The following is a 23920-nucleotide window of genomic DNA, read 5'->3' on the forward strand; positions in this document are numbered from 1 at the left end:
GTTACCTCGGAGGCACCGATGTCCTTGAACAGTATCCGCCAGCGGTCATCCATTATCAGCGCTATTCGTGAGTGTCAGTCGCTGGGGCGTGATCAGTTCCTCGCACGCTATGGCTTCGGACGTGCAAAAGAGTATTTCTTGGTCTACGAGGGGCAGCTGTTCGACTCAAAAGCCATCATCGGCGCAGCCCATGGCAAGGAACATCCAGACCAGGGACCGCTGACGTCCGCTCAGTTCAGCGGCGGCGAGACGACTGTGCGCCGCAAGCTCAATGAGTTGGGATTTGAGGTCCGGAAGATCTCATTCGCCACTGGCGGAATCGTGGATGCTAAGTCCGCGGCAACGACCAAGCCTTGCGCCAGGCAGAGCGGCAACTAGCCGACGCTCGCGAATTCGATGCATCGAGCGAGGAAGACGCCCGCGATCGAGTCGTTGCGTCAATCGTTCGGCGCCGTGGCCAGCCCGCATTTCGAATGTCATTGCTGCTCGCTTACGGGCACAAATGCGCGGTTAGCAAATGCGATGTCGCAGAGGTGCTGGAGGCTGCTCATATCAAGCCCTACCAAGGACCTCACACGAATGCTGTCGTCAATGGACTTCTGCTTCGCGCTGATCTGCATACGCTATTCGACCTCGGCTTGATGGCAATTGACCCTCAAGATCTGAAGATCAGGATCGCACCGCTGATACAAGAAACCGATTACGGTCAGTTCCAAGGGAAAGAACTTCAAACCCCCATCGATTCACGACTGCACCCAGATCCACATGCCCTCGGAGAGCGGTTCCGCGAGTTCTGCGACCGATTCGGTGTGACATAGCTCTGCGAGATGGCGCTGGCTTTCCGATGGGTTCATTGGTCACATGGACCCTTGAAGCCACTGGACCTGTTTGCCCATCGGTAGACCTTCCATAGGCACGCGGATGTGGTGCCCTCGCGCCGAGAGCCACGACATCAGTCCGTCTCTATAGCGCTCTCCAGCCAGCATCAGGATGTCAGCATGCTCCGGCAAATTCGTGCCCAACTGATCGATCACTCGGTCTGCCCACGCGCGACGTTCGAGTTTGCGCATCTTGTTGAGCGTCTTCTCATAAGGGGCAACAACTTGCTCTTTGTGCAGCAATCCGTGTTCCGCGGAAAGAATGTACCAATCGTCGGCATGACGTTCCGCATAGCGTCGCATGCCTTGGAACAGCGTCGAGATATATAGGTCTTTCGCCGCGCAAGGAACCTGACGCTTCGACTTGACACAAGAGATCAGCGCAATCGTCGTCATTCGTATCTACCTTGTTCAGTCGTTGCACTCACGACGGAGGTGAGGTCATCTGCTTCGGCGACAGCCTTTGACGAATCAGCTCGCGTTCATCGGGCGGCCGCATTGTGCGAAGCAGAGCGAGTCTTCTGTGCAGTCTGCCACCAACCCGATCACTTGGCTCGACCATGCGTGTGAGCAACGGGCCAGACTGCGCATCCGCGAAGACATTTCGGTGAGTCCTGCGTTATTGCGATTCAACACCACGCGACGACGTGCCAATGTCGATGATGGGATGCGCACCGGCGTTCCGCAGATACAAGTTCATCGCATCAATCAGAGCAGATTGGACAGACTGGCCCTTGTCTTCCGCAACGCGCCTGAAGCGAACTGCATCGTCTCGGGTCACTCGCACTTGAAGATGCTTGACGGGCTCGCGATCCGCCGGGCGCGCCGCGGAGGGAACTGCCTTCTTTGTCGCCCTTGCTGCAAAGGCGGCCAGGTTGGGTTTCTCCGTCATGACGTCATGTCCTCATGGGTGCGTGCATTCATGTGTTCATGAATAGCGTTCCAAAGTCTCACCAGTTCAGACGCACTCGCCCCGCCAGGCTCGGTCTCGTAGACGCCACGCCCCCTTGCGGCGGCATGCTGCCAGGCGATGCGCTGCCCGATCCGCGCCAACACCTTGAGGCCGGCGCGCTCAATCACGTCCTGCGCTTGATCTGCGACCGTCGATGACGCTGGGATTGCATTGAGTACGGCGCCAGCACGTCCGTTGGCATGTCGAACCAGGTCGATCGTCTCCAGGATTGCAGCCAGGTCGAACGCGGACGGACGGGCCGGCACCAAGGTCAACGAGGCAATGCGCACTGCCGCCGCTGCTGCGGTGGAATGATGCGGTGGCGTATCGACCATTACCAGTTGGCAGCCCGCCTCTCGCATCCGCTGAGCGGTCGTAGCCAACGTGGGTGGATGAGCCACCGCGATCTCGATGTCGCCGGATCCACGCATCGCTTGCCAGCCGCACGCAGTCGCCTGCGGATCCAGATCGATCAACCCAACTTTCAGCCCTTCCTTGGCGCCCAAGGCCGCCAAGTTGACGCAGAGCGTCGACTTTCCAGTGCCACCCTTCGCCGAAACCAAGCTGATGATCATGTGTCGAACTCCAGGAGATCGGTGCGCCCAGAGCCGCCGTTCACGGTGCAGTGCTCGGCAAGCAGCGACTCAGGTATGGCGAGAAGATCGTGTCCAACACCGCCAACTCCGCCAGCTCTCTGTGTATCGGTTCCGTGGCGGCGTTGGCGGTCTTCGGGTACAGCTTGCGGCAAGCTCCATTCCCAGCCGCCTCGCTGCGACGACTTCTTCGAGACGACGCCGAGCTCGGACTTCACACGCTCCACGGTCCGCCAGGAAATACCCGCCTCCTCTGCCGCTGCTTCGATCGATTTACTCGATCGCGGCCGATCGGAAAGCTGATCATGCAACCATGTCTTTGCTTCTTCTCTTGAGGATCGATGCTGTTCCGGTGCCGACTCCGCCCCATCGAGCAGCATGTGCGCTTTGCCCTCGATCGCTGCACCCCACGTAACACGGGACGCATCGATGCCCATGACATCGACTTGTTCCAGCTGGTACCGGAATCCGCCCCCATCGGGTCCAATGTTGCTCTTCGCCCGCGCGAGAATTCGAGATGAGTCGTCGGCCTGAGACTCATTGGCGGTGACCATGACAATGCGAGCCATTGCGCCGAAGGCGATCGAACCTGTCACGCGCTCGATTGGATCTCGACCCATCGATGATTTTGAGAAGTGCGTGATTCCGAGGACGGCGACTTCGAGTTGACTGGCAAGATCGACCAGCGGCTGCAAGGCTCGCCGCACCTCGCCATTTTTGTGCGAGTCGCCAGCAACGGCCGATACGATCGGGTCTACGATCAGCAGCACCACATTTCCAACCCGTGCCATCTCAGCTTGCAGCTGAGGTATGTCGACGGCGGGGTCGAATGGACGCCGAACACCGCGCCCATCCGCCACATCGCCAATGAAGTAAATCCCACCAAGTTCGGCGCCAGTCGAGATCAATCGCGGAACAAGCGTGTCCGCCGGATCGTCTTCACCGGACCAGATGACGACATTGCCTTGAAGTGATCGCGCACCGTCCGGCCAGAGTCCGCCCATCGAAACGACACCCGCAAGTGACATCGCGATCGTTGTCTTCCCGGTACCCGGCGCGCCCGCCAAGACGTGCAGCTTTCCCTGCGCCAACCATCCCCGCCACAGCCATTGGATGGCTGAGACTGGAATCGTGTCGGCCCCAACGAGCTCGACACCAGAGGCCCGCTCGGAATTGATCTCCGAGCGAGATATCGGCAGTCGCGTCGTCACGGCGATGCTTCATCCAGATTCCGCTTCAGTGTCGGATCGTGGTCCCTGGAGTCACGAATGCGATCTTCAACCCACTGGTCGACATCTTCCACTAACCACCCACTAGCCCAAGTGGTCAGCTTGATCTTGCGCGGAAACTTTCCGTTTGCCATCAACTTGTAGATGGTCGGCCTGGCCAAGCCAGTGCGCTCCACCACGCTCGAAATCCGCAATACTTTGTTGTTCGTCATCGTCAGTCTCCTTGGTTGTCTGCCGATCTCCGGCGACGTCCAGAATACGAATCCTTCGATGCGCTATGTCGGTTATGACCCCCGATTTGAGCGGGATCAAAACGGGCCCCGGCGGCCACCCAAACTCCCCCAGTCGTGGCCACCTGAAAATCCCCCAGTGAGATGACTGCCCGGCGGGTGCCGGGCGAGTGATCGGGACGTCTACGCTGCTCCCTTTTTTCCGGGAGCCAGGAGTGAACGTCTTGAAGCAGCACTTGAGGGTGACGATCGCGACGTTGCTGGCGCACGGCGCGAGCCAGCACGAGATTGCGCGGCGCACGGGCGTGGACCGGAAGACGGTGCGGCGTTATGCGGCGACGGCAAATTCCCCCATGGCCACCGGTTCAGGATCGGCGGCCGAGCAAATTCCCCCACCCCGGCCACCGGCTCCTGCAGACGTCGATCTGCACGTTCCAGCGCAGGCCAGCTCCGCGTGCGCGGCGCATCGCGAATGGATCGAGGCGCAAGTCGCGCTGGGCCGCAATGCGGTGTCGATCTATCAGGACCTGGTCGAGCAGCACGGGTTTGCGCACCGCTACAACTCGGTGAAGCGATTCGTGCGCGCATTGAAGCAGCGCGATCCGGAGCGCTTCGACGTGCTCGAGAGCGCACCCGGTGAAGAAGCACAGGTCGATTTTGGACAGGGCGCGCCGACGTTGTCGGACAACGGCAAGTACCGGCGGCCGTACCTGTTCGTGATGACGTTGAAGTACTCGGGCAAGAGCTTCCGCAAGGTGGTCTGGAAGGCCGATCAGGAGACGTGGGCACGGCTGCACGAGGAAGCGTTCCGCAGCTTCGGCGGATCGGTGACCTATGTGGTGCTCGATAATCCCTTATGTGGCGCACCACATAACAGATTTTCCTCAGATGCCAGCCGAGGTTGGCCGGGTATAAGAGTCGAACCTGACCCGTGTTTTCTCCTGCGCAGCGGCGGGTTTTTTGCCTCGAGCATCGAGCCAAATTCGTCGCGGCCGCAGCATCGATGTGACGGGGCGTGCAGGAACCAGTCCGGCATTCCTGCAGGAACTGAACCTGCCCGTTATTTACCCCGTTGTCTGGGCCGGGCACGCCACAGGCCGAACAAAAGGACGCAACCGACGATGGCCACCAGCAGGTGTTCCAGATTGGGCCTTGCCTGGATCGACGGACTGTTCAGCGCCGGCCAGGCCGGCACGTAGCGCACGCGCAGCGGTTGCTCGGCGTGCAGCGCGGGAATGTTGGCGAAGTCGCCGATCATCTGCGTGCTGGACTCCACGACGCGCCCATCGGGCAGTACGAAGCGGTAGCTCACGATGAAGGTGTAGCGGTTGGGCAAGGCTTCGCCGCGCTCGCCACCCTGGCGTCGAACATTCGTCACGGCAGCCGTGGTTTCGGCGCCGAAAAGACCCAGCGCGGGCGTAACCAGTGCCCAGGCCAGCAGGACTGCACCAAGCCCGCGCAGGAACAGCTGAGCCACGCTACCTCCGTCCACCGCTGGCGCTGCCGCGCAGCCCGCCTTCGCAGGCATTGTGCGCCATCCAGCCTTGACGCAGATCAAGTTGGCTTGGCGCCGCATGGATCAAAGTGGGCGAAACAGCAACGCGGAGCTCGGCATGTATTGCGAGAGATGTGGGCAGGTTATGGCCGGCGGTGACCATTTTTGTCCGGCTTGCGGCGCGCAGATCCACGCGCCGGCGATGTCGGCGTCGACAGCGTCCGACGAACCTGCCGCCGATGAGGAGCGGGCGCATGCGGGCGCCACCCTGCTGGTCAGCCCGGGTGTGACGCGAGGCCACGATGGCGTGCTGCGTTGGATCTACGAGCTCAACATGTGGAAGAACCCGACGCTGGTGATCACGATCTGGAAAGTGATGCTGCTGGCGGCGCTGTTCCCGGCCCTGCTGACTGCGGTGCTGCGGCTCACTGATGGCGACGGCTGGAATGCTGCGGCGACCACGTTCGCCCAGGTGGGCGGCTTGATCGTCGCGATAACGACGGGGCTGATGCTGCTGGCTTATCCGCTGGTTGCGTGGTTGAACGGTGGCAAGTACTGCGTCATTTTCGAGATGGATGACATCGGTATCCGGCATATCCACATGCGCCGCCAGTTTCGTCGCAATCAGGTGCTGGCCTTGCTCACGGTGATCGCCGGCGCTGCATCGGGCAGCGCACAAACCGCGGGTGCCGGCCTGCTGGCGGGATCCCGACGTAGCCTGTACACGGCATTCGCCGACGTGCGCTCGCTGCGCGCCATCCCGACGCGCGAGGTCATCCATCTGGCCTCGAGGCTGACGCACAACCAGGTGTATGCGGAGCCGGCGGATTTTGCCTTCGTGCTGGCGCATATCCAGGCACGCATCAAGCCCGCCGCCGGCGGCATCCGCAGCAAGCAAGGTCGAAAGCAGTCGCAGGACCCGCATGCCGGCACGGAGGCACCCGGCGCATGAGAGTCTATTGCCGGACATGTCGCGCGACGGTGGCTGATGGCGCGAACTTTTGCCACGCCTGCGGCGCCAAGCTGACCGAGGCGCCTCCATTGCAAGCGTCGACGTGCCAGTCCTGCGGCACCACGCTGAATCCCGACGCGAAGTTCTGCCGAGACTGCGGCGCTCCGGCTGCCTCCGTCGGGTCGTCGTCCGACGCCACCAGCGGCCAGTCCACCGGCCATGCCGGGACAGACCCCGCAAACCGGCCTTCGGGCGAGCCGTCGGTCTCGAGCGCAGCGGAATCGGTTCGTGTTTCGAGGTCACCGTCGCGCCGCAGGACCGCCGGAACTGCGGGCGTGCCACCCGCAGCCGCGCAAAAACGCGGCCCGGGCAGAGCGCTGCTCGGGTTCGGTATGCTGGTGCTGCTGGGGCTGGCGCTGTGGCAGTGGTTCGACGACGAGGACGGGCCCGGCGATCCACGCGCGCCAGGTGCCGCAGCACCGACGAGCCCGCGCGCATCGAACCCGCCTTATGACGTATCCGGTATCGAGGGCATCGTAGACATCGAGGCCCCCGACGTCGAAACACCCGCAGCCGTGCGCGCGCCGCTTGCCCCCAGGGTCCGCGAGGCGACGCGGAAGCTGCCCGATCTCCAGGCCCGGGCGCGAGCCGGCAACGACGCTGCGATGACCAGTCTGGCCCTGACCCAGCGCAGCGGTCTCGGCGGCCGCGCCGAGCCGCAGTCGGCCATTGCGCTGCTGCAACGCGCCGCCGCTGCCGGCAATGTGCATGCAATGGCAACGCTGGCCGAGGAGTACGAATCCGGGATCTGGGTTGCCCAGGATCGGGGCAAGGCAAAGTCGCTGCGCGAGCAGGCGGCCAGGGCCGGATCGCGGCTGGCGCAATGGGAGCTCGAACCATGAACGCGAATCGCCACTACAGCCGTGCGCTCGCGCCGCTGCTGGTCCTGCTCTTGCTGTGCGTCGGCAGCGCGCCCGTGCGCGCCGACCAGCAAGACGGCAGTGCCCAGGTCGTGCAGCGTGACATCAACAAGGTGCTGGCCAAGACCGACGCCGACCTGCTGCGCAAGCTGATCGGACTGGCCGGCACGGATCCGGTGCTGCGCCGCAAAGTCACCGAAGAGTTGATTGATTCGGTCTACGCGCTGGATGGTCATGCCGCTGCGCTGGAGGAGTTCGTCGAGAACCTGCGTGGCATCCGTTCCGGCGATGAGCTGACCAAGCTGGCATCGGGCAACAAGCTGCGCGCGTATGCCGCGTCGCTGCGCGAAACCCATCTGGCGCGTTTCAGGGGCCAGGGCGACGACCTGCTGCGCAGCATTGTCGGCCAGGGTGATGGCACGGCGGACGCGGCCGGCGCCGAGGCCTTGGCGCTGTTGCGCCGTGCCGAAGAGCAGATCGCCAAGAACGGCTCGATTCCATCACTGCTCGACAAGCGCCTTGCCAGCGCATTGCGCCAGTTGTCCCCGGCGCGTGCGCGTGCCGCACGGCAACTGGTGCGCAATCAGCTGGCCGCCAAGGGCACCAGCTTGTTCAACGCCTTCATGCGCACCGGTGTCGACGGCCTGTTCGTGTTGAGCGATGCCTACGCCATCAACTCGATGGAGGATGGTGGCGAAAAAGCCGCCGAGGCCACCGAGGCCGCGGTCGGCTTTGGCCTCGAAGTGGTCGGTAACGTGGCGGTGCGTGCCGTCGGCGGCGGCCTGTTCCTGCATGGGGTGATCGTCAGCCTGTCCAGCGCCAAGGTGGCCGAACTGGTTTCGGAGATCATCATGCTGCAGTACGACCGCGAGAACGCGGCCATGCAGGAGCAGTGGGCGGAAACCGAACTGCGCCTGGACGCGATCCGCGGCATGTTGCGCGTGGACGCGCTGATCAAGCAGGGCGAGTTCGCCAAGGCGCAGTCGCTGCTGACCAAGGTCAAGCACTTCTACTTCAACCGCCCGGGGCTGGCGGCACACGACGATCTGTACGCCACGATGCAGGAGCTCGAAAGCAAGGCCAGTCGCGCCGAACAACTGCAGCGCGCCAACCAGGTCATCGCCGAGGCGCGCATTCCCTACATGCAGGGCTACCGCCTGGCCCATCAGGGTCGGCGACTCCGCGAGGCGCGCATCCTGGTGGCAGAGGCCGAACAGATCCTGCGCGACTCGGCACGCATCTATCCGGAGCTGCAGCCCAGGCTCGATCAGGTACGCCAATTGCTCACGCTGATAGACCGGATCCGCGCCCATCCACCCAAACTCGGCCGGCCCACGGTCAGCGGACCGGATCGCGTACTCGCCGGCGAAGTGGCCACATTCGAGGTCCACCTGCAGGGCGGCATCCCCGACTATCAGCCCGTGGGCATCAACGGCACGGCGCTGCCCACCGGCGCACTCCTTTACTGGGACGCTCCGCAACGCGCCGGGATCGTCACGATGTCGGCAAGGCTCAAGGATGACAACGGCAGTATCGTGGACGTGAGCAAGCGCATCGAAGTGGTGGCCGCGGCGGCGCCCGAAGCGAGCCCCGGTGCGCTGCGCCTGCGCGCCTGGAAGGTCATCCCCGCTTACCGGAAGGACGGTGTAGTCACCCCGGCCCGGGATGTGGAAGCCCACGACGTCTTCACCTGGGACGACGTCCATTTCGAAGCCAATCTGCAGAATCCCGACTACCGCTATGAGTGGAGTGTCAACGGCAAGGTCGAGCCATCACCCGACATCAAGCACTACTTCGGGATCCGCCCCGACAAGGAAGCGGTCTACCGCGTTGCGGTGAAGGTATGGGATGGCGCAGGACGCCCGTTGGGCAGCGCCGAATGGACGGTTCGGGCGAAGAATCTGGTGCCGGTTTATGAAAATTGACCCCTGGCGTGGTGGGCAAGCGATACCGGGTGGCCTTTGTCGTGAGTCAGCGCTCAGGTGCCCGGGTCGAAGCCCGTGATGAAAATGACATCGGCGACCGCGAGGACGCGAGCCGTTGCGGTCGCCGTCGACAGGTGTACAGGCCCGGGACGGAATGCAGTCCAGGTGGCGGCTTCGTCGATTGCCGTGGCACCCATCACCTGGGTGGCAGTGATGAAGGCCGCGGCATCGGGCGCGAGCGTGTACTGAAAATCGTTGAGCACCGATCCGCTCTGGGTCGTGACCAGGGTGTGCCGCGTACGCGGAATCGAGCTCACGTTGCGGATCGAGTAGCACCAGCGCACGGTGCGGCCGGGGATCGCCGGCAGGGTGCTTTGCGTCCCGCATGCGTCGTAGCCGGGCGGGGGCGCCACCGGATCGATCGACGCGGTGATCGTGAGTTCGACGCCGGGTAGAACCGTGAGCGGGTATAGGAAGTTCAAACGCTCTTTTCGGCCAGTCTGTCGAGTAGGCGGCGGTCGCGCAAGCACCGGATCGGGCACGGGCCGGACGTTCGCAACGCGGATTTCGGCGTGACGCTGGCCCGCTGCCTCGCGATCCACGGCCGTTTCGCACCGATTCCCGACAGCGAGCCGAGCGCAGCCCTGCGGTTGGTCGCCGCATCAGGCCAGCTGCCGATTACGCAGCCGCGGCCGGCGGCCCTCGCGGCCGGGGCGGTAGTGCGCCTGCTCCAGCGCGCCGTGTCTCTCGAAGTGGTCGAGGATGGCGCGGATGGCGGCGGGTTCTTCGATGCTGGCGACGATCCGCACTGCGCCGCCGCAGTAGATGCAGGTGGTCACGTCGATACCGAACACGCGCTTGAGGCGTTGTGCCCAGCTCATCGCGCGGCGGCGTTCGTCGGGAGTGCATTGGTCGGTGCTCGCCTCGGTCGATTCCGCATCGATGGCAGGCCGCTTGCCGCGCCCCGATGGCGTCAACTGCGCGCGCAAGGTCGCGTTGGGCGCAAAGACGCCGTGGAAGCGGGTGAGATGCGCGCGAGGTGGCGGGACCAGTGCCGCCAGCTTGGCGATGAACTCGATGGGCTCAAACTCGATGTGCGTCGTGCCGTTCTTCCACGGCGTCTTGAGCTGGTAGCGAACCCGGCCCTGCGGCGAGATCGACAGGCGCTTGTCGCTGATCGCCGGGCGCGTGATGTAGCGGCACAGGCGTTCGAGCTTCTGGCTCTCGTGCGCCTGCGCGGCGACGCCGGCGTGCAGCGAGAAGCCGCCGACCTTGCCGACAAGATCAACATCGTGATTCGCCAGGAAGATGGTAGTCAAAGTCTCGTCGCGACCTCTCGAGTGGAATTTTCGTTCGCGCAACTGCGGCATGCGTTGAAAGACCAATGCCATGTCATCAGCGTCAGCGCATCGGAGTGGGACGATTTGACGGTGTGCAAGGCTTCGAAAATCGAGTGGCTTTGGACGCAACGTTGGAATGAGTGATCTCTTGGCACGCCGTCCCGTGATTGCATCAGTGTGAGGCGCGCCTGCCCAGCGAGCCGATAAACTCGTGGCGTGACTGATCAGCGCAGGAAGAAGGCGATGGCGACAATTCGATACTGTTGGACAACCATCGCTGAGACCCACGAAGGCGTTGTCTCCGATCTCGAGTCTGCCCGGAAAGTTTTCGAGTCGGCGCAGCTGACCGGCAGTGCGGTCGCTCCGATGGTCGAGTTCTGGGATGAGGATGGTCGCGCGCTTGCGATCGGTGCCGGGCTAAGCAGGTCCACAGCGACCTTTCAACATAGCGACGAACGTACTTCGCGGTTCGCGCAGTTGCAGCGTGATTGTCCAATGAAACGAAACCATCGAAGAACTCGTCCGGAAGTAGCTTGGCTATGGTTTCAATCGTCGTTTTGAAATCGCAGCGATGTTGCCGCGACTCATCCACGCCGCCGCCCACACGCCACCGCAACCGTATCCGCTCGCAACCATGGACGTGTGACGTAGGGCATCAAGAGGAATCTAGGCGCTGTGGCGCGATCCGGGCGCGGGTCCATCCCGCTCAGCCACCGCTCAAGGGCTGCACGACAACGACATCATCTGTTTCGGCCAGCGGCCGCGATGCCGCCACCGACCACGCCATCGGCACGCGGTTGATGAACAGGTACAGCCCAGCGGCAAGCCCGCCGCCCGGCATCAAGAGCGGATCCAGAACGGGGTGGGTTTCTCCGAGCGACCGCAGCGCGTCGGCAAGCGGCTTTCCGGCCGGCAGTCTGATTGATGCGCCGCCAGTGACCGCGCGCATGCCTTGAGGAAGAGTCAGCGTCGCCATTCTTGACTCTACCCTTGCCGCTTCTCGCGCGACGCGAACAGCAGCCACCAGAACGCCACCGAGGCGCCTGCAAGCAGCGCCGCAACGAACGGCTGATCGCTCCACATCCAACTCATGCCCTGGCCGTCAAAGCGGAACATGGCCGCAGACAGTGCCAGCGACAGTGCTGGTACGAAATAAGCGCTCTTGTAGATTTGCATCGGGTTTCACCTCAGTATGTTCGCCCATCGGCGGCGGCTGCGGCCACCACCGGGGGCGGTTTGGCTGCTCAATATCCTACGACTTCAGCGAGGATGCGCTTCGCCTCGCGCTCGTCGCTGGTTCCGTCGACGACCACTCGACCGTCCCGGAAAAACGTTAGCACAAAATCTCGCGCATCGACCGTGTACGCCACCTCGAGGTGAGCTGGCGATCTCCGGCGAATCTGCCCTCCTGCACGCGCTGCTTGCTCGTCGATGAATGCGTCGTTTACTTCGCGACGGTGCAGCTGAATCGCCGTACGACCACATAGCGTCCGGCTGCCGGTTCGCCGCTTGCCCTCCAGATGAGGAAACCGGCGCTCACCGCAGACACTGCAACTCGATCGGCGGGCCACGGAAATTTGTAGATGCAGATTGTCCCAAGCGTTGAAGAAGTGCATGCCCGGCATGCAGGCATCCCTCGCTCCGATCAAAATCTTGGTTGCTTCAGCGAACTGCAGAGCCGCCACTTGGGTCACGGTGCTCGCGAGGACGCCGCGAAGCGAACAGGTAGCCTGCAACGCCGGAACCCCCGCGCCACCCATAGCGCATTCGAGGCATGGGCGCTCCCCCCCCAGCACGGGCATGCAACATCCTTCCATGCCCACGGCGCCGCCGTACACATATGGGATCCTGTCGCGTATCGACAGCTCGTTCATCAGAAAGCGGGCTTCGAAATTGTCGACGCCGTCCACGATGACATCTACCTCCGACAGCCATTTCCGGCTTGCCCAGATGAACGCGTCGTCAAACTCTGCGAAGAGGGGCACCGTCGTGACTTGGCTGTTGATCGCGCTCAAGGCGGCCGCGGCCGCCTCCACTTTGGGGCGCGCCTCCGCGGCGTCGCGTTCGGTGAACAAAGCCTGTCGCTGCAGGTTCGACCACTCGACGAGGTCCCGGTCGACCAGTGTCAGTCGACCAACGCCCGCTCGGCAAAAAAGTTCGGCGAGCCGAGTGCCGGGTATAGGAAGTTCAAACGCTCTTTTCGGCCAGTCTGTCGAGTAGGCGGCGGTCGCGCAAGCACCGGATCGGGCACGGGCCGGACGTTCGCAACGCGGATTTCGGCGTGACGCTGGCCCGCTGCCTCGCGATCCACGGCCGTTTCGCACCGATTCCCGACAGCGAGCCGAGCGCAGCCCTGCGGTTGGTCGCCGCATCAGGCCAGCTGCCGATTACGCAGCCGCGGCCGGCGGCCCTCGCGGCCGGGGGCGGTAGTGCGCCTGCTCCAGCGCGCCGTGTCTCTCGAAGTGGTCGAGGATGGCGCGGATGGCGGCGGGTTCTTCGATGCTGGCGACGATCCGCACTGCGCCGCCGCAGTAGATGCAGGTGGTCACGTCGATACCGAACACGCGCTTGAGGCGTTGTGCCCAGCTCATCGCGCGGCGGCGTTCGTCGGGAGTGCATTGGTCGGTGCTCGCCTCGGTCGATTCCGCATCGATGGCAGGCCGCTTGCCGCGCCCCGATGGCGTCAACTGCGCGCGCAAGGTCGCGTTGGGCGCAAAGACGCCGTGGAAGCGGGTGAGATGCGCGCGTGGCGGCGGCACCAGCGCTGCGAGTTTGGCGATGAACTCGATGGGCTCAAACTCGATGTGCGTCGTGCCGTTCTTCCACGGCGTCTTGAGTTGGTAGCGAACCCGGCCCTGCGGCGAGATCGACAGGCGCTTGTCGCTGATCGCCGGGCGCGTGATGTAGCGGCACAGGCGTTCGAGCTTCTGGCTCTCGTGCGCCTGCGCGGCGACGCCGGCGTGCAGCGAGAAGCCGCCGACCTTGCCGGCTGCGCGTTCCAGCGCGCCGGCGTCGTCGGGCAGCACTTGCAGTGTCGCCACCTTGCGCCCGGCGTGCTTGCCAGTCGCGATGCGGTAGGTGATGGAACTCATGCGCAATGCGTCCATGGCGTCGTCGCTGCCAGCACGTTCCGAGAGGAAGGCCGATTCGTCCTCGCCTTCGAGCCAGCCTTTGCGCGCCAGATGCCGGCACACGCGATTCGCGATCCTGTCAGCCAGGTGCGTCAACTGCGCGGAGGTCGGGGCGCGAGCGCGATGCAGGCGTGGTTTGCGCTGCGGTTGCTCCACTTTCTCCTCGTACACGCCGTCAAGCCACAGCATGTGGAAGTGCACGTTAAGGTTAAGCGCGCTGCCGAAGCGCTGGATCAGCGTCACCGCGCCGCACTGCGCGCTGTCGCGCTCAACGCCCGCTTGATCCGCCAGCCAGCCCGCGATCACGCGATGCACGATCCCCAGCACCGGGCCGATCACTTCAGGCTTGCTGGCGAACAGGAAGCGCAAGGGGTGTGGAAAGCTCAGCACCCACTGCCGCACCGGGCGCGGGCCGAACACCTCCTCCGCCAGGCGCCGCGCACTCTCGGCCATGCGCCGCGCGCCGCAGCTCGGGCAGAAGCCGCGTTTCTTGCAGGAAAACGCCAGCAGCCGCTCGGCATGGCACTGCTCGCACACCACGCGCAGGAAGCCGTGTTCGAGCACGCCGCAGCGCAGGTATTCGTCGAACTCCTCGCGCACGTACTCGGGCAGCGAGCGATCTTCCGCCGCAAGACGTGCAATGAAGTCCGGGTAGTGCGCCTGCACCAGCGCGTACAGCAGCGTACGCTCGGGAACATGGCGCGCGTAGGTCGGCGCGGCCGCCAGCGCGGTCGCTGCGGCGCCAGCGGCGCGCGTCGTTGCGCGTCCCTCCGGTGCGGTGAGGCACAGCACGGAACGCTCCTGTGCATCGACGGCTGCACAGTGTTCCGCGCGGCCTCATCGCCGCACATCGGCGTTTCTCCCGCGCACGGGGAAGACATCGGCGCGGCGCAGCGTAGGAAATCGCCTACCTGTTGCTGTTGTCCGAGACCCCGCCCTCCGGTGGCGAGCCCGGGCTGTCGCCGGCGATGCGCGTCGCCCTGAATGGACTGGCGGCGCTGACGGGCATCGCCTACGCCCAGGCGCTGATCACCGGCGTGCGCGTCGCCGCGCAGTTCGGCTATGGGCCGCTCGAGACGCTGGACACGATGGGCACGGCGATGACCTGGGAACTGATCTGGCTGCGCAGCGGCGCGGTCGACTGGATCGCGGCGGTCGTCGCGGTACTCGTCTCGGCCTGGATCGGCGCCGGCCATCGCCGCTGCTCGCCGCACCTCACACCGCGATCGGCGCCTTGATCGACGGGTGCGACTGGTAGCCCGCGACGACGATGTCCTCGAAGCGGAAGCTGTCGATCGAACGCACCTCGGGATTCAGCTGCAGCGTCGGCAGCGGCAGCGGCGCGCGCGTCAGCTGCAGCTTCGCCTGCTCGGCTGCGGTTGAGGTCGCCCCGGAAGACCTCGAGATTCGGACCGAGCACCCCAGCAAGGTCCTCCATCACGCGGTTGTTCGCTGTTGCCGTGGTTGCCAGCAACCGAAGGTTCGGTGGCAGCGTTCTGACAATCCTTTCCAACAGTCGGTAATGAGGCCGGAAGTCATGGCCCCAGTCCGATATGCAATGCGCTTCGTCGATGACCAGCATCGAAATGCGCGCGGCGATCCCAGCCAGGACCTGTGTGCGGAATCGCTCGCTTGCCAAGCGCTCGGGTGAGATCAACAGGATGTCGACTTCCCCTCGGGCAAGCTTGGACTCGACCTCGCTCCATTCATTGACGTTGTCAGAGTTGATCGTCTCTGCACGGACACCCATACGCTCCGCAGCAGCGATCTGGTTGCGCATCAGCGCCAGAAGCGGCGATATCAGCAGTGCTGGCCCGTTGCCGCCGTCACGCAACAGCTTCGTCGCGATGAAATAGACGAAACTCTTGCCCCAGCCTGTTTTCTGCACAACCAACAGCCGACCGCGACCGTCGACGATGTGGCGAATGTGGAGTCATCAGTTATGTGGAGTGGCGGCATCGCGCGCGAGATTGACGAGGTCCCGACGAATGAGGCACTCCACATAACGATGAATTCTTCGGGGGCCTATATCGACTCGAGCCATCTGATCACATCCCGGTTCCGATCCAGGAACGGCTGAAGATCTCGAACGTGTCCCTGAGGGCGGCAAGCTGCCAACGCCTTGCGCTTCATCGCGAGGTCGATCTCCACGTAGCCATGAGTGGTGGCCAGGCTCACGTGGCCGAGCCAGCTCCGAATGATGCTCAGGTCGACGCCAGCCTGGAGAAGATGCATGGCGGTGGTGTGGCGCATGGTGTGCGGTCCGATCTGACGGCCGTCGAGGCTTCGGCAAGACTTGGACGCTTCGCGCACATGAGTCCGCAGGATGTGTCGTATCCCGAAGCGCCCAAGCGGCTTGCAACGGGCATTCAAGAACAGTGCCCGATCCGGAGTAGTCGATGTCTCCCGGCTCAGATAGTTGCGTACCAGCTGAGCCGTTTCCTTCCAAAGCGGCACGTGACGGGTCTTCTGACCCTTGCCGATGATCGTCACGACCGCCGGCGTGTCCAGCCGCAGTGAGTTGATCCGCAGATCGCAGATTTCCTGGACGCGGGCCCCAGTGTTGTAGAGCAAGCTCAGCAGCACGTAATCACGCTCTCCGGAAGTCGAGTGACGATCGATGGCGCCGAGGACGGCTTGGACCTCGACGACTTCCAGGTAACCCATGACCCGACGCGGCGCCCGTTTAACCGGGATCGCCGCGATGCGCTGGTACTCACCGGCGCACATCGGATCTCGGCCAATCAGGTAGTTCACAAACGCCTTGATCGCCGCGAGCCGCAGGTTGCGCGTGACCTTACTGTTGCCACGGCGTGCCTCGATGTCAGCGAGAAACGCCAGGACCGATTTGGCGGTGAGGTCCTCCAGCGCCAGCCGTGTGGCGGCGTGCTTGTGGTGCTTGCAGACGAAGTCGAAGAACAACCGCAAGGCATGGCGAATCGAATGTGTCGCCGGACCCAGGCGCTGATGCCGGCTCGGCGGTAGTAGGGCTTCAACACCGACCCGAGGTGATTGTTCAGCAAGTGGCCGCGGGATACCGCGGATCGTCAGGAAGACCTCATCGAATGGCGCCGGCCCTCGGTCGCGGCGCATATAGGCCAGCAATGCGTCAGCGACCGGCTTCTCCAACGGGAACAGAAGTGGCTTCCCGCCCTTGCTTGGTTCAAACGCAATCGTCTGTGCTTGCCAGTGGATATTGCATCGTCTCAAGGTCGTGACTTGACCTACCCGGACGCCATAGGTGGCCATCAGCAAGATCATGGCGTAGTCGCGTCGGCCTGCCGCCTTGCGCCGGTCCGGCGCCTTGAGAAGGCGCTGCACCTCGTCCCACGTCAGCCCCCGAGGCAATCGGGCAAGTCGCGGAGTCGGGAGCACCGGGACCGCGTCGACCACGTCTCGAGACAGGTAGCCACGGATGTGCGCGAAGCGGAGGAAGCTCCGCAGCGAGGAGGTCAGGTGCTTGCGACTGGCACGGCCGAGCTTAGGTGCGCGCTGAATGACATAGTCATGGATGCGCACGGCACCAGGTGCCGCAGGCGCGACGGCGTCGCCAACCGGCCGATCGATCCAAGAAACGCCTGAACAGCATGACGACGGATGGCGATCGTCGCAGGTGAAAGGGATCGCTCGTCACGGAGGTAGTCCAGATACTGCGCGAGCAGTGGCGAACGGAAACTCGAGCCAACAGCGGTCATGGTCGTCTCTCCAACTACGTGCGGAATCGCACGGGAGACAACGATAGGAACTCCGACGTTATGTGAAGCGAGATGGAGCCCAGTCTGCGCGTAGCCCAGGTGGCGTCGTGTACTCCGCGCCGCCACTCCACATAACTGATGACTCCACATAAAACCTGAAGCAGGGCGTGATCCGGCCGGACCTGTACGCGCCGGAGCTGAACCCGGTGTACGCGGCGCTGCTCGCGCACTACGGCGCGATCGCGGACCCGGCGCGCGTGCGCGATCCGGATCGCAAGGGCACGGTCGAGAACGCGATCCAGCACACGCAGTCGACGGCGCTGAAGGGCCGTCGCTTCGAGTCGATCGACGCGCAGAACGCGCACCTCGTGCACTGGGAAGAACGCTGGGCGGCGCCGCGCATCCACGGCCGCAAGAAACGTCAGGTGCTGGCGATGTTTGCCGAGGAACAGCCGCACCTGAAGCCGTTACCGCTTGAAGGCTTCCGCTTCTTCCAGCAGGAAGTGCGCACGGTCGACGACAGCGGGCTGGTGCAAGTGCATGGCTCGTACTACTCGGCGCTGCCGGCTGCGGTGCACACGCGCGTAACCGTGCGCATCTACGCGACCGAGGTCGAGATCCTCGACGATCACGGACAAGTGTTGCGCCGTCACGCCAAGGCCACGCGCAAGGGCCAGTTCGTGTTGCCCGATGAAGATCGCCTGTTCAATCCCTCGCGCGAGACCGCGCGCGTCCAACGCGCGTGGCGCGCATCGGGCCGATCAGTGAACGCCTCGCGAGAGAGATCTTCGCCCGCCTTGGCCGGCCCGGGCAGCGCGCGATCTACGGGTTGTCTCAGCTCGCCCGCCACTACACCTGCGCCGACATCGAAGTCGCGAGCACGGCCGTGCTGGCGCTGCCGCTGCCGTCCTATCAGGCGCTCAAGCGCATCCTCGAACGCAGCGCCGCTGCGCGCAGGGCGCGCACCGCTGGCGCAATCCGGCACAGCCATCCGAAACATCGACGAGTACCAGCAGTTCTTCATGAACTACGCCGCTTCCACCACGACTCACTGAGGCCTTCCCGAGCATGCCTCGATCCCCGAACTCGAACGCAGCCTGCGCGCACTGCGCCTCCCGGCATGATCGCACCGCTGCAGGCGGGCACTGGCCGTGTCAAGCATGAAATGGACTTCATCGAGGCCTTCGCCTGCCTGGTGCAGGACGAACTCGACCGCCGCCACTCACGGCTGCTCGAACGCCGCTTCCTGCGTTCCGGGTTGCCCGAGCGCAAGGACCTCAAGGACTTGGACTGGACGTACAACCCGCGCCTGCCGAAACGCGCCATCCTCGAACTCGCCGCCCTCAAGTTCATCGAAGCACGCCGAAGGCGATGCTGCTCAGGCCACCCGGGCTCCGGCAAACCATTGCGCCAAGGCCATCGCCCAACTCGCCGCAGGACTTGGCTACACCGTTCTCTACCGCAGAAGCACCCAGTTGTTCGAAGACATCCACGAAGCGCGCCAACTCGGCGAGCGTCGCAAGCAGCGAACCTTGCTGCAGAACGCCGACCTGCTCGTCATCGACGACCTGTTCCTGCGGCGTTTGCCCGACAACGCCGGCGACGAACTCGCCGACGTGCTGATGAGCCGCTACGAAAAACACGCCACATTGATCACCTCGAATCGGCCCGTCGAGGACTGGGCCAAGCTGCTCGGCGACGTCGTGCTCGTCACGCCGCTGCTCGACCGACTCATGCACCACGCTCACTTGCTTCGGTTCGAAGGCAAGAGCTGGCGACTCAAGGAAGCCGCCGCTCGCGTTGCGCGCACTCAGCTGGGGGATTTTGACCCGGCCACGACTGGGGGAGTTTGGGGTGGCCGCCGGGGAAACGGGCTTGTTTTACGGCGGACGGATTGACGCGCCTTCTACAGGGGCTTACCGCTGGTGACGAAATCAGCCCAGCGCTGCATCAACAGCGTCCTCGCACCAAGGTGCTTGGCGTGGTTGTACGCCATTCGCACCTTGTCCTTACTCACGTGCGATAGCTGAAGCTCGATCTGCTCACTGGGAATTTCGGCCTCGTTGAGCAACGTCGATGCGGTTGCCCGGAAACCCATGGGCGGAGAATTGCCCCGAATAGCCCATGCGTTCAACGCGATTGAAGGTCGTTGCTGAAATCGGACGTTTGCGATCCGCGGAGACGGGCAGCAACAGCGCATTTTCCCCCGTGAGACCCCTTAACTCGCGAAGCAATTTGAGTGCTTGCTTCGACAGCGGAACAATGTGGTGGCGCCTTCCCTTGACGTGCGCGGGATTGACGTCCCAGCGGCAGCGCTCCAAGTCGAACTCGGACCACGCGGCCCTGCGCAGCTCACCTGGCCTGACGAAAGTGAGCAGCAGCAACTGCAGGGCAATCTGAAGTTCGCGCGAACACCCCGCCTTCGCGACACGAACACGAAATTCGGCGATCTCTTTGGCGTCCAGAGCGTGCTTATGTTTCACCCGCGGGCGAGTGACCACACCTCGCAGCGCTGCTGCGGGATCCATGTCGGCTTTGAGCGATGCAATGGCGTGCCGGAAGATCGCTGAACAGAACTGCTTGATCAGCAGCGCGACCGTTGGTGCACCATTTCTGTTGAGACGAGTGAGTCGCGAATTCACGCGCCTCAAAATCGCGTAGACGTGTGCTGCTGTGACCTGCCGAATGGGTAGATCGCCGATCTCGGGATAGACATCGCTCGCGAGGATGGTCTTCACCTGCTTCGCATAGGTCTCGGACCACTTCCCGACCTTGGTGTTGTACCAGTCGTCACCGACAGCTTTGAACGTGTCAGCGGCCTGGTTTGCGGCAACCATTCGCTGCTTCTGCCGATCGTGTCGCGGATGAATGCCTTGGCTTACTAGACGCCGCGCATCAGCCAATAACTCACGAGCCCGCGCCAAACTGATTTCCGGGTACACGCCGATCGCGTACTCAGCTTGCTTCGCACCCAATCGATAACGATACCGCCAGAGCTTCGAGCCACCGGGTTGAACAACCAGGCAAAGCCCTGCAGCATCAGAAAGCCGGTAAGCCTTTGCGGCTGGCTTGGCCGACTTCACTGCGAGATCTGTAAGGCGAACTGAGCGAGCCATCACCACTCCCGTGTCAAGTACCACTGGGAGTACCACTTTGATCGGCGCTCCTCAGCGCTATCAGTGTACGGACGGAGACGCGCTGCAAAGCTGGGTCAACAAGTTCATTTGACGCGGTAGCTGACGAGAGATGTTCGTAGACTGCAAACATTCTTATCGATCATCAGCAGCATGAATCAGGTATCCAGAAGGGTCGCGCGACTGCCCCGGAACGGCCGGACAGCTTACCCGGTTCACGGCCGATGCCGGAGCACGATGCGGCAGTAAACCCGAGCCGGTTGCGTGGCTCAAGGGCGGGTTTCGGGCAGGCAGCGATTGCGTTCCGGCCGTCGCTCCGGCCTATACTCGCGGCACCACTGGGGAGAGTGAAAATGAAGCGGATCGCTGCGGTGCTGCTGTTGGTGGTTTCGGGTGCGACGCAGGCAGAGAGCCTGCTGCCGTTCGGCAAGTCCTGGGCCGGGGACCGGGATCTGCCGAAACCCTACGGCGTCGGCGTCGATCTGCTCACGCTCAAGCAGGACTACGCGATCAAGTCGCTCGCCTTCGAGCTTCCCGGCGCCACGGTTGGCGATCCCAACACGATCGGCGTGAGCAATTCGATCAACCATGTCGACCTCAAGGCCGATGCCTGGGTCTTTCCGTTCCTGAACGTGTTCGGCGTGCTTGGCAAGGTCCACGCCCGCACGCCGGTGAACCTGAGTTCGGTGAGCGTTCCGAATGCGCCGCCCGGCTTGTTCAACGAACTGGTGATCCGCTACAGCGGCGAAGTCTACGGCGCAGGCTTCACGCTGGCCTACGGCGGCGATCACTGGTTCACGTCGCTGACCGGCACTTATGCGGAAACTTCGCTTTCCGGCGATTTCGACAGCAATGTCACCTCGAAGTCGTGGCAGCCGCGCTTCGGCTTGACCCAGGGTCCGTGGGCGTTCTGGGTCGGCAGCCTGATCGTGGACGTGCAGGAAGACCACGCCGGATCGATCGCCCTGCCCTTCGTCGGCAACGTGCCGTTCGCAGTGGAGCTCGAGAACAAGGACAACGCCGGCATGGTCTTCGGCGCCAATTGTTCGCTCGCCGACACCGTGGACATCGCGCTGGAAGTGGGCAAGGGCGCGCGCACCAGCACCCTGCTCAATCTCACCTGGCGTTTCGGCGAGTAATCGCGCACCCCGCGGCCCGATCATCCATGCGCGCGTGGCTCCGGCGATGGCGGTATGGGCCGCTGCTCGTCGCTGCCCTCGCCGCCCTGCCCGTGGGGGCCTACGAGACCGACGCCTATCAGAATCGCGCGGTGCCGACGGCGGACGCGCGGGTCGTGCTGAACCGCGAGGTCAATCGCGCGCTGGGCGATATCGTCGCGCGCTGGCACGGGCCGGTGACCGAGTCGCGCATGGTCGATGCGGTCTATCACCGCATCGGCGGTCGCCACTGGGTCGACAAGCTCGAACGCTGGGCGATGCGGTCGCCGGAGGTCGAGAAGCTGCCGACGCCGCGACGGGCGTCGATCTATGCCGATCTGTCATTGCTGGCGGCGCGCGTCGGACGCGTGTTCGGCATCGGCCCGAGCTTCCGCGTGGCCGGCGTGCTGGTCGGTTCCGACAAGATCGGCCACTTCCTGTCGCAAGGCCGCAAGTTCTGGCGGCGTTTCCAGCACAGCCATGACGAAGCGGCCGCGGCCCGGCAATCGGCGTTCACCGAGCGCGCGATCTTCGGCTCGGTGACGACCGGCGTCTATTCGAATGCCGACCTGGTCGCGAACTACGAAGGCCATCGCTTCTACCGCTCGCTGTTCGAGGACGGCATCGTGCCCGGCAAGCCGGCGATCCTCGCGCGCACCGATCACGGCTGGCAGATCCAGCGCGCGTTCGACTTCGCCGACTACGTCAATCCCTGGTGGGACGAGGCGCTGTACCCGAACGCCTACGACGCCTTGCTGGCGCCGCCGATGCGCCGCCGACTGCACGAACTTTGCCCCGAGGTCGAAAGTGATCCGGGGCTTTGGCAAGTGCCCGAGGGTACCGACGCCGAACTCGGCGCGCGTTACGCCATGCTGGAACTGCGCGATCGTCGCGACTGGCGCATGCCGACCCTGTGCGCGACGCCGCTGCCGCCATCGGAACCATCGCCTTGAGCGCGCAGCAGCGAGAGCGCGAGCGCTATCCCCTGATCCTGCTGGGCCTGTTCTTCGCTTTCTGGAGCGCCCTCGCGATCGCCCCGCACTACCGCGAGGACTGGCTGCTCGAAAACGTGCTGGTCGTGATCGCGCTGCCGCTGCTGGTCTGGAGCCACCGCCGCATCGGCTTCTCCCACTACGCGCTCACGGCACTGTTCGTGTTCTTCTGCCTGCATACCGTCGGCGCGTATTACACCTATTCGGAAGTGCCCTGGAACGCGGGACTGAAGGCGTTGACCGGCTGGGACGCGATGCAGTCACTCGGCCTGCAACGCAACCCCTTCGACCGCGTCGTGCACTTCAGCTACGGCCTGCTGATCGTGCCCGCCGTCGCCGAACTCATCGACGCCCGCGGCCCGCTGCGCGGCATCTGGCGCCAGCTCGTGCCGATCATGTTCATCATGTCGAACTCGGAACTCTACGAAATGATCGAGTGGCAAGCCGCCGAAACCTTCGGCGGCGACCTCGGCCAGGCCTACCTCGGCACTCAAGGCGATATCTGGGATGCGCAGAAGGACTCGCTGATGGCGATGCTGGGGGCGATCCTCGGTCTGGCGATCTATCGAATGTGCGTGGAACGGCGATTGCGCTGATCATTCTCCGCTGCAAGACCGGACGAATTCAGCGACCACAATCGCTGCCTCGGGTGATCGCGTTTGCAGCAGGAAATGCGGCGCATCGAACTGCACGGTTCGCATCGACGGAATTTCGCTCGCAAGATGGTTCGCCGCGCTCTGCCGGATCAGTCGATCTTCGCTTGCTCGCAGATACATCGTCGGAACGCTGATGGCACAGAGCCTATCGGAGACGTCCACCTGCAGCGCCTGCAGCACCCGCTGCTTCATCACCTGCGGGGAAACCGATGCCATCACTTCGGCGAACTTCGCGCGCAAGTCGGCACTCGCGTAACGCCCGAGCAGAAAGAGGTCGAGAAGGCGCTGTGGCAGTTTGTGCGCCGGGGCCCAACGCACAATGTGCCGCATCCAACGACCGAATGGGACTGGCGACTTCGCGAACGTGCAGCAGAGAATGAGGCCACGCAGCATCGCTGGCGGATCAGCAGCGATCGACAAGCCGATCGGCCCCGAAAACGACTCTGCCAGAAGCACAAACGGCCGCTTCGGCAGTTGGTCCCGAACTAGGTCCTCCAGCGTCGGATAGTCGGCCGACTCATGGCCCGGATATCGGATCACCGCAACGTCAATGCCAGCAGGCATCGAAGCGACAAAGCCGTCGAACAACGCACCGGTGCCGTCCATTCCGGGCAACAGCACCAGCGTGGCGGTCATAGCGG

The 23920-nt window shown here is 63.8% G+C and carries 25 protein-coding genes and 4 pseudogenes; 13 read left to right on the forward strand and 16 right to left on the reverse strand.

Annotated elements, in window-relative coordinates:
* The first annotated feature begins 18 nt into the window (after window positions 1-18).
* The gene (locus IPP28_00965; protein MBL0039628.1) at window positions 19-378 is read left to right on the forward strand and encodes a hypothetical protein; all 360 of its coding nucleotides are present in this window, start codon (window positions 19-21) and stop codon (window positions 376-378) included.
* A gap of 95 nt (window positions 379-473) precedes the next feature.
* The gene (locus tag IPP28_00970) at window positions 474-818 is read left to right on the forward strand and encodes an HNH endonuclease (protein ID MBL0039629.1); all 345 of its coding nucleotides are present in this window, start codon (window positions 474-476) and stop codon (window positions 816-818) included.
* 39 nt (window positions 819-857) lie between these two features.
* Here IPP28_00970 and IPP28_00975 read toward each other — a convergent pair whose 3' ends face one another.
* The 5 genes from IPP28_00975 to IPP28_00995 all read right to left on the reverse strand — a co-directional run bounded on the left by IPP28_00975 (window position 858) and on the right by IPP28_00995 (window position 3864).
* A complete protein-coding gene (locus IPP28_00975) occupies window positions 858-1274 on the reverse strand; it encodes a hypothetical protein (protein ID MBL0039630.1) in 417 nt (138 codons plus the stop codon).
* 223 nt (window positions 1275-1497) lie between these two features.
* Window positions 1498-1770 carry a hypothetical protein gene (locus tag IPP28_00980; protein ID MBL0039631.1) on the reverse strand — a complete coding sequence of 91 codons (273 nt, stop codon included), beginning with the start codon at window positions 1768-1770 and terminating at the stop codon, window positions 1498-1500.
* Window positions 1767-2405 carry a ParA family protein gene (locus IPP28_00985; GenBank protein MBL0039632.1) on the reverse strand — a complete coding sequence of 213 codons (639 nt, stop codon included), beginning with the start codon at window positions 2403-2405 and terminating at the stop codon, window positions 1767-1769. Before IPP28_00985 ends, IPP28_00980 begins: the two co-directional genes overlap by 4 nt.
* Entirely contained in the window at window positions 2402-3634 is a 1233-nt protein-coding gene (locus IPP28_00990) for an AAA family ATPase (GenBank protein MBL0039633.1), read from the reverse strand. The genes IPP28_00985 and IPP28_00990 overlap by 4 nt, the downstream gene beginning before the upstream one ends.
* Window positions 3631-3864: an AlpA family phage regulatory protein gene (locus IPP28_00995; GenBank protein ID MBL0039634.1), complete on the reverse strand. Its 234-nt coding sequence runs from the start codon at window positions 3862-3864 to the stop codon at window positions 3631-3633. Before IPP28_00995 ends, IPP28_00990 begins: the two co-directional genes overlap by 4 nt.
* Before the next feature lie 242 nt (window positions 3865-4106).
* Here IPP28_00995 and IPP28_01000 point away from each other — a divergent pair, with 242 nt between their 5' ends.
* The 4 genes from IPP28_01000 to IPP28_01015 all read left to right on the forward strand — a co-directional run bounded on the left by IPP28_01000 (window position 4107) and on the right by IPP28_01015 (window position 9174).
* Window positions 4107-5081 carry a transposase gene (locus IPP28_01000; protein ID MBL0039635.1) on the forward strand — a complete coding sequence of 325 codons (975 nt, stop codon included), beginning with the start codon at window positions 4107-4109 and terminating at the stop codon, window positions 5079-5081.
* A 498-nt stretch (window positions 5082-5579) separates the two neighbouring features.
* Entirely contained in the window at window positions 5580-6329 is a 750-nt protein-coding gene (locus IPP28_01005; GenBank protein MBL0039636.1) for a hypothetical protein, read from the forward strand.
* Complete coding sequence (locus IPP28_01010; GenBank protein ID MBL0039637.1) at window positions 6326-7231, forward strand: zinc ribbon domain-containing protein; 906 nt, start codon at window positions 6326-6328, stop codon at window positions 7229-7231. The genes IPP28_01005 and IPP28_01010 overlap by 4 nt, the downstream gene beginning before the upstream one ends.
* Window positions 7228-9174 carry a hypothetical protein gene (locus IPP28_01015; GenBank protein MBL0039638.1) on the forward strand — a complete coding sequence of 649 codons (1947 nt, stop codon included), beginning with the start codon at window positions 7228-7230 and terminating at the stop codon, window positions 9172-9174. The genes IPP28_01010 and IPP28_01015 overlap by 4 nt, the downstream gene beginning before the upstream one ends.
* A 53-nt stretch (window positions 9175-9227) precedes the next feature.
* Here IPP28_01015 and IPP28_01020 read toward each other — a convergent pair whose 3' ends face one another.
* From IPP28_01020 to IPP28_01045, 6 genes and pseudogenes are all read right to left on the reverse strand, one after another.
* Window positions 9228-9776, reverse strand: coding sequence for a hypothetical protein (locus IPP28_01020; protein ID MBL0039639.1), 549 nt, complete (start codon window positions 9774-9776; stop codon window positions 9228-9230).
* Window positions 9777-9836: 60 nt separating this feature from the next.
* Window positions 9837-10451, reverse strand: a pseudogene (locus IPP28_01025) (transposase).
* 769 nt (window positions 10452-11220) lie between these two features.
* Window positions 11221-11490, reverse strand: a complete 270-nt coding sequence (locus tag IPP28_01030; GenBank protein MBL0039640.1) for a MoaD/ThiS family protein — start codon at window positions 11488-11490, stop codon at window positions 11221-11223.
* A gap of 8 nt (window positions 11491-11498) precedes the next feature.
* Entirely contained in the window at window positions 11499-11690 is a 192-nt protein-coding gene (locus IPP28_01035) for a hypothetical protein (protein ID MBL0039641.1), read from the reverse strand.
* Between the two features lie 68 nt (window positions 11691-11758).
* Window positions 11759-12886: a ThiF family adenylyltransferase gene (locus IPP28_01040; GenBank protein MBL0039642.1), complete on the reverse strand. Its 1128-nt coding sequence runs from the start codon at window positions 12884-12886 to the stop codon at window positions 11759-11761.
* 15 nt (window positions 12887-12901) lie between these two features.
* Complete coding sequence (locus IPP28_01045; protein MBL0039643.1) at window positions 12902-14371, reverse strand: transposase; 1470 nt, start codon at window positions 14369-14371, stop codon at window positions 12902-12904.
* Window positions 14372-14565: 194 nt separating this feature from the next.
* On the opposite strand from IPP28_01045, the gene IPP28_01050 reads away from it, so the two are divergent.
* A complete protein-coding gene (locus IPP28_01050) occupies window positions 14566-14883 on the forward strand; it encodes a hypothetical protein (GenBank protein MBL0039644.1) in 318 nt (105 codons plus the stop codon).
* Here IPP28_01050 and IPP28_01055 read toward each other — a convergent pair.
* From IPP28_01055 to IPP28_01065, 3 genes and pseudogenes are all read right to left on the reverse strand, one after another.
* The gene (locus IPP28_01055; GenBank protein ID MBL0039645.1) at window positions 14861-15073 is read right to left on the reverse strand and encodes a hypothetical protein; all 213 of its coding nucleotides are present in this window, start codon (window positions 15071-15073) and stop codon (window positions 14861-14863) included. The two genes, IPP28_01050 and IPP28_01055, sit on opposite strands and share 23 nt — an antisense overlap.
* Window positions 15018-15572: pseudogene (locus IPP28_01060) on the reverse strand (DEAD/DEAH box helicase). Before IPP28_01060 ends, IPP28_01055 begins: the two are co-directional and overlap by 56 nt.
* A 98-nt stretch (window positions 15573-15670) precedes the next feature.
* Window positions 15671-17164, reverse strand: a complete 1494-nt coding sequence (locus IPP28_01065) for a tyrosine-type recombinase/integrase (GenBank protein ID MBL0039646.1) — start codon at window positions 17162-17164, stop codon at window positions 15671-15673.
* 343 nt (window positions 17165-17507) lie between these two features.
* Here IPP28_01065 and IPP28_01070 point away from each other — a divergent pair, with 343 nt between their 5' ends.
* The 3 genes and pseudogenes from IPP28_01070 (at window position 17508) to IPP28_01080 (ending at window position 19238) form a co-directional block, all read left to right on the forward strand.
* Window positions 17508-18395 carry a hypothetical protein gene (locus IPP28_01070; protein MBL0039647.1) on the forward strand — a complete coding sequence of 296 codons (888 nt, stop codon included), beginning with the start codon at window positions 17508-17510 and terminating at the stop codon, window positions 18393-18395.
* A 65-nt stretch (window positions 18396-18460) separates the two neighbouring features.
* Window positions 18461-18742, forward strand: a pseudogene (locus tag IPP28_01075) (ATP-binding protein).
* 73 nt (window positions 18743-18815) lie between these two features.
* Entirely contained in the window at window positions 18816-19238 is a 423-nt protein-coding gene (locus tag IPP28_01080; GenBank protein ID MBL0039648.1) for an ATP-binding protein, read from the forward strand.
* Window positions 19239-19246: 8 nt separating this feature from the next.
* Here the strand turns inward: IPP28_01080 and IPP28_01085 are convergent.
* Window positions 19247-20456 (reverse strand): annotated as a pseudogene (locus IPP28_01085) (integrase arm-type DNA-binding domain-containing protein).
* A 371-nt stretch (window positions 20457-20827) separates the two neighbouring features.
* Between IPP28_01085 and IPP28_01090 the strand changes: the two are divergent.
* The 3 genes from IPP28_01090 to IPP28_01100 are packed head-to-tail and all read left to right on the forward strand — an operon-like array spanning window position 20828 to window position 23219.
* Window positions 20828-21613, forward strand: coding sequence for a hypothetical protein (locus IPP28_01090; protein MBL0039649.1), 786 nt, complete (start codon window positions 20828-20830; stop codon window positions 21611-21613).
* A 26-nt stretch (window positions 21614-21639) separates the two neighbouring features.
* Window positions 21640-22584 (forward strand): hypothetical protein, encoded by a 945-nt coding sequence (locus tag IPP28_01095; protein ID MBL0039650.1) that lies wholly within the window; start codon window positions 21640-21642, stop codon window positions 22582-22584.
* Entirely contained in the window at window positions 22575-23219 is a 645-nt protein-coding gene (locus IPP28_01100; GenBank protein MBL0039651.1) for a DUF2238 domain-containing protein, read from the forward strand. Before IPP28_01095 ends, IPP28_01100 begins: the two co-directional genes overlap by 10 nt.
* Here IPP28_01100 and IPP28_01105 read toward each other — a convergent pair whose 3' ends face one another.
* Complete coding sequence (locus tag IPP28_01105) at window positions 23220-23915, reverse strand: alpha/beta fold hydrolase (GenBank protein MBL0039652.1); 696 nt, start codon at window positions 23913-23915, stop codon at window positions 23220-23222.
* Between the last annotated feature and the right edge of the window lie 5 nt (window positions 23916-23920).

The sequence above is a fragment of the Lysobacterales bacterium genome, assembly GCA_016721845.1.
Lineage (GTDB): Bacteria > Pseudomonadota > Gammaproteobacteria > Xanthomonadales > Ahniellaceae > JADKHK01.